Source organism: Oribacterium sinus (genome assembly GCF_014202695.1).
Lineage (GTDB): Bacteria > Bacillota > Clostridia > Lachnospirales > Lachnospiraceae > Oribacterium > Oribacterium sinus.
The window spans coordinates 162475-168640 of record NZ_JACHHH010000001.1 but is presented as its reverse complement, the minus strand read 5'-3'; the positions used below and the strand labels follow the sequence as shown (position 1 = coordinate 168640).

The following is a 6166-nucleotide window of genomic DNA, read 5'->3' as shown; positions in this document are numbered from 1 at the left end:
TTATTCTACTGAAGGATGAATTTTCTGACAAGAGTATTCTTTTTTTCGCAGTTTACTCCAAATTCTATAAAAAACAAGCACTTAAAGTATTCATTATTATCACCATTCTTAAGATTTATTTTAGTTCAAAAAATTAAGAAATGCGACACAATATTGTAATCAAAAATGCCTTATCCTTACCAAAATATTAGGTTTGTCTTCATAGATTTACACTTTTATTTTACGGTTTCTTGACATCTGCGAAAGCCTATTGATTTACCTTTATTTATGCATTAATATGCATACACGGAAAGGAGTCCATATACCAATGATAGGATGTCAAAACAAAAAATTTTTCCAGTTTAAAAATACAATTTCGGAGAATTCCTCCGTCGAAATAGATCAAACTATAGAACTTACAAATCAGATTTCAGAAACAGAAGACATTTCAAAAACAGAAGTCGTTTCAGAAAACCCATTTCAAACTCCGGTAAGTTCCAGGCATAAATTCATGGCCAAGTTTCTCATGGCCATTTCTGTTGCCTTCCTGCTTTCCGCTATTCCAACATTTTCCGTAGGCTTTACCAAAGGAACTTCCAGGGATGCCTGGTGGTACGATTTAGGAAATGAAAATTATTTACGCTCTACATGGCAATGGATTGATACCGACAATGACGGCGTTGCTGAGTGCTATTACTTTGATGCCAATGGTTGGATGTATACCAATACCACCACTCCCGACGGCTATACCGTAGATGAGAATGGCGCTTGGACTGTAGATTCCGTTGTACAAACAAGGGATGTGCAGAAAGAATATACGGAAGAGGACGATACTACTTCCGTTCAAGACAGTTCCTCCTACAAGCAAGAAACATTGGATAGAATCAACCAATTCAGAGCAGGGCAAAACTTACACGCCTTAGAAGAAAGTGAACGCTTAAGCTCTATTGCAGATATCAGAGCCAAGGAATGTGCTGCAAGCTTTTCCCATACAAGACCCCAGGGGGGCTCCATTTTGGATGAAGCGGATGTGTACGGAGAAATTCTTGCCCACAACAACGAAACTCCTGACAGAACCGTAAATGCCTGGATATCCAGCGCCGGACATAATCACATTATGAGTAAGGGAGAATTTCAGCACTTTGGTGCCGGCTATTATATGGACGAAAAAGGAAACGATTACTGGGTAGTCTTGTTTGGATATTAAACATCCTAGGAATAAATGTTTCCAGAAAGGGACTTCAAAAATCAATATAATTTTCTAAGCAATATAGGTCTAAATTTGGGGCACGCTCTCGCTAGCTTCGCCACGTATCGGATACTAAGCGAAAAACTGCGATTCTCTTGTTTTTCGCAAGTACCGACGGGCTCAGACTACCCCTTATTTAGACCTATATTGCCGAAAATCTATTTATTATTTTACAGTCCCTTTTGCATATAAACATTATTCCAGTACTTATAATAACCATACCGGAACAATAAAGTTTTCCTGATTAAAGGCTGATAACTCCATTTTCATACAGATAACGGCGCCTTTTCCTCTATTCAAGCCGGTCTTTTCCAGAACAGAAAAACTTCTCAGAATTTCCGGAGCAGGATTTGCAGACTTTTTGATTTCAATGGGATTCAGTTCTCCGTTTTGTTCCAATATAATATCTATTTCTCTGGCATCCTTATCTCTGTAATAATACATAAAGGGTGCTTTTCCACTATTTAGATAACTTTTCCTAATTTCAGATACCACATAGTTTTCTAAAATTGCCCCGTTCATGGCACCATTTTCCAAAGTTTCCGGACTGCTCCATTTTGTCAGATAGGCAACTAAGCCAGTATCATAAAAATAGTATTTAGGAGTTTTCACAAGTCGCTTTAGCATATTGTTGGAGAAGGGATGAAGATAAAATATGATCCCCAAGGTTTCCAAAATCCCCATCCAGTCCTTCGCCTGCTTTAAATTAATATCCGCATCTCTGGCTATTTCGTTGACATTCAACATTTGACTGCATCTGGCAGCCACAGCTGTAAGAAAACGTAAAAACTTTAGGGAATCAATAGCATCGGAGAGATTTCGTACGTCTCTTTCAATATAGGTACTTAGATAGCTACCATAAAAAATACTGTTGTTACTTACTTCATTACTCACAATAGCAGGCATTGATCCCTGAAATATTCTGCGAAAAATCTCTTGCAAATCTGCGCTTGTTCTTCCTTCCTTTCGCTCCGTTAAATGCTTTAGATCCAGCTGAAAAGGACTATCTTCGCCCCCATAGATCTCCGTCTGAGATAAAGAAGAAAGAGATAGTACCGCCACCCTTCCCGCTAAAGACTCCTGTACTCCCTTCATTAAGTCAAAAATTTGAGAACCTGTGAGCCAAAAATCGCCCTTTCTATGCTCTTTATCCACAATCAGTTTAATCATGCTGAATAATTCCGGAGCATATTGGACTTCATCGATAAGGACAGGCGGCTTATGCAACTGTAAAAACATCTCCGGATCATTCTTAGCCAGTGCTCTTTCCTGTAAGTCATCTAAAGTCACATAGTTTCTATCTGTACCTTCCATTAGTTTTTTTAACATGGTAGTTTTCCCCACCTGTCTGGGACCGGATATTAAGACAACCGGATACTCCTTGCTGACTTGCAAAACGACTTTTTCTAAGCTTCTTTTGATATAAGGCATACTCTCCTCCTATTCCGCGACAAAGATAGTTTTTCTATATAAAAATATTATCTTGATATTTTATCTAGATATCTTTTCTTGATGTCTTTTTTCGAAGTATTTTTTTGATGTATTTTCGGCTATTTGTTACTTCAATTCTATTTTAGCCGATATTAAGCGAATAAACAAGGAGCTGTAGAAATCAAAAGCTTTTTTATTGCCCTCGGCGAAAAGCTATGATTCTTACAGCCCCTTGTTTATTTTACTTTTAAAATACTTTTATAACTCCCTATCTGTCCATTATTGTGGGGGACTCAAACCTTCTCTGTCCACTGATATGGGTACAGTAAAATTCAAGCTTTTGAATGGCTTTGCAGAAAAGCGATATCCACAATTAGAATCGACTTATTCCGTACTGATACCGATCTGTACCTTCTCATCCTGTGTCAATGTTCTTCCCGCAAGAATCTTATCCACCTCTGTAGAAACCTCCTCATCGCTCAGGATATGGTACACCGCCGCAGTCATATAGTCCTGAACTCCGGAGTTGTCCGTTGCGGTAATGGTATTAAAGCTCTGATCCACCATAATCACATTTCCCTCCGGCGAGATATGGCCATTGACAAGATAGCGCTTTACAGAAGGGGTAAAGCTCATCATCAGGTGTCCCGTGGCAAAATCCACCACATAGGCCTTTCGCTCCGTATCATTATTTCGAATTAGAAGAAGCAGATTTTCCTTTTCATTATACAGATTTACATCATCGAAGCTTACCGGCGTCTGGGTGAGCGCTTCATCCATGTCCAGACTCTTAAGACCGGTCTTACTGCTCCAAATAAAGGCCGTATTGTTCTGTATGCCTTTTAGGATGATTTCCTCCTCTTGATGCTTAAGGTTCAGTACCTCCCCCGGAATGTCCTCTAAATGCTGCTTATTTTCCAAATCGTACAGAGAGGCCGTTCCTGAAAAACGGTTAACAAGAATTATATTGTCGTCTTCGGAAACCAAGATATTCAAGGAAGAATCCGTAATTTCCGGGATAGTATCCAGCAGGCTTAAATCCTCTACGCTATAGATCTTTAATCCTTCCTTCTTATCCTGCAAATAGATTTTCTTTCCATCATCGGAAAAGCGAAGAGCCGGATAGGCAGAAGGGATTTCCACGGTTTTGGATTCCTTACTTTCCACATTGTAAAGTACCAGTCCGGGATTTCCGCTATCCATTTGCCCGACATAGGCATAGTATTTTCCATCGTTGGACAGGACGTTTTGTTTTGTACTGGTCATCAAGCCATAAATCACCGTGTTCTCATTGGTGATGGTTTTCCCGGTCTTCCCGTTATCCGTGGAGAGCAGGAAATCCGTCCCGTTAAAGAGAAGAAGCTTGGAGGAATCATTGGAGGATGCAATAATTCTGCCCTGCACCGGCTCCGAGGAAATTCTGGACTTGGTATCAATAATCTTAATGCTTTGGCCTTCATGGGAATTGGTCAAAATCTTGCTGCCATCCCTTAAGAAGTATATTTCAGAAGGTGCTATCCCCCCCAGATACAGCCTGTCATCCGTAATCACCTTATCCTTCCAAATGGAGTAAATCCCTGCTTCTCCAAAGCCTGCAACCATGTTTTGTTCTGTATTATACGCAAAATATTTTAAATCCAAGTCACCAAAAGATACTTCATCTATACTTTCTCCGGTTTCTCCATTGAGAATCAGGATCTTGCCATAGCTGTTTATAGCAATTTTTTCCCCATTCTCACTTTCCACTAAGGGCTTATTCAAGGTAGTTGCAGTGCTGATCTTCTCACTGAAGAGAACTTGATGATCCTCCAAAGAAATTTTTTGAAGCTCGTCATCCGTTAACAAAATAATAGACTTCCCGTCATTGGAATAAAAGGCGGATTTGTAAGGAAGCATAAAATTGGATCCATCGAGAGAAGTTCTTCCTATCCGATCAATAGTAGAAATAACACTGCCATCCTTAAGGCGTCTCCTTGTCAGTTGATTTTCATCATTGTTGCCTAAAGTGATCAGCACCTCTGAACCATCACTCTTAATATCCGCATATTTTACCGTTTCCTGGATAGAAAATGTACTAAGCTGTTGCCAGGTATTGGCATCAAAAACGTAAAAGTCCGCAGAAGTATTGGTAAAGCTTACATAGAAAAACTGTGAATTATCCCCGGAAAAACGCCCCAGCATAGGGACTCCAGGAATCTCCAGCTTTGCCTTCTCCTCTCCGCTTTCTACGTCATAGACAATGATACTATTGTCGAAAGCAGCGGAAACCAACAGCTTATCATCCTTGGAAAATGTTAAAAGCTTTACCTGTTGGCTATGTCCCGGTAATCTCTTGATAATTTCTCCATTTTCCACCTTGGCAATAGCGGTTTCATCATTTCCTAAACCGAAGGCCACCAGCTTTTCATCATTGCTGAGAGCCATAAAAGTCAACTTATTTTTTGTAGAAATGGAAGTCAAAGTCGAAGCACCGCTGTGATAAATCACATCATTGAAAATGCTCATCTTCTCAGATTGGAGCTGCGGATACGCTTTCATGCCCTTTCCAATAGGCTTCATCGCTTCCTTCGCCACTAAAGCGGCCTTTAAGTAATCCCCTTCCTTGGCCATATCTTGGGAGCTTTTCATTAAAATACCGGCATTGGACTGCACCGCCTCCTGTCTGGCCTGCTCTGCCTTTTGGTAGGCATTAAACATAAAGATACCAAAGAGCAGGAAGATTGTGCCGGAAAGAGAGGATATGGTCAGAATAAGCCTATTCTTCCTCTCCTTATCCCTCTGCTTAAGGTCTCCAAAGGTACAACCTAAGATGGTTGCCATAATACGGTACTTTTCGGTTTTCAGCAAATGAAGGGCCTGCTTTGTCAGGTTTTGCAGCTTAGCGCTGTCCTTCTTCTGAACTTCCTCATAGCCGGGAAAATTCTTATGTAAAACTTCATCCGGACGGATGTCCGCCGCCAATACATCCGCAAGACTCTGATCCGCCCCTCTTTTTAATTGTTTCAAGGGTGCAGGAAAGGCTTCATCCGGCTCTCCTTCAATCAGCACCGGAATAATGCGCTCATCTCCGTGAAGCTGTCTGAAGGTACGAATTTCCTTCTCACACCACTCGGACAGGGGCGTTCTCTTGGAACAAAGAACAATCAGATAGCGACTTTCCGCCAAGGCCTCTTCAATGGAGCTGCTTAGGTCTCTTGCCGCAAGCTCCTCTCTGTCACGGAAGACTCGGAAGGTGGTTTTCTTCCCCTCCTTATTAAATTCCTTGGGAGGCTTAAAACTTTCAATCATCTGATGCAGCTGCTTCGCAATACTCTGATCCGGCTCCACATGACGGTAACTGATAAAGGCATCAAACTTATATTCCTTTTCCTTAAACTCCTTCGCCGCCTTTTCCATTTCCTCTGCATCATCATCTTTTCTGTAGTTTTGCAGCTTTTCTTCCTCAACGATTGGAGCATTTTGTTCCAATTCTTTTTCCATTCTTACCCCTCTTTTCTGTATGGTTTA

General features: G+C 40.9%; 3 protein-coding genes. 1 reads left to right on the top strand and 2 read right to left on the bottom strand.

Translation table 11 applies throughout. The features are described from left to right. Positions 1-490 precede the first annotated feature (490 nt). Positions 491-1186, top strand: a complete 696-nt coding sequence (locus tag HNQ46_RS00690; RefSeq protein ID WP_243155791.1) for a CAP domain-containing protein — start codon at positions 491-493, stop codon at positions 1184-1186. Positions 1187-1435: 249 nt separating this feature from the next. On the opposite strand, the gene HNQ46_RS00685 is transcribed toward HNQ46_RS00690, so the two are convergent. Beyond that, complete coding sequence (locus HNQ46_RS00685; RefSeq protein ID WP_183681634.1) at positions 1436-2659, bottom strand: ATP-binding protein; 1224 nt, start codon at positions 2657-2659, stop codon at positions 1436-1438. Between the two features lie 384 nt (positions 2660-3043). Next, positions 3044-6139: a toll/interleukin-1 receptor domain-containing protein gene (locus HNQ46_RS00680; RefSeq protein WP_183681631.1), complete on the bottom strand. Its 3096-nt coding sequence runs from the start codon at positions 6137-6139 to the stop codon at positions 3044-3046. Positions 6140-6166: the final 27 nt, after the last annotated feature.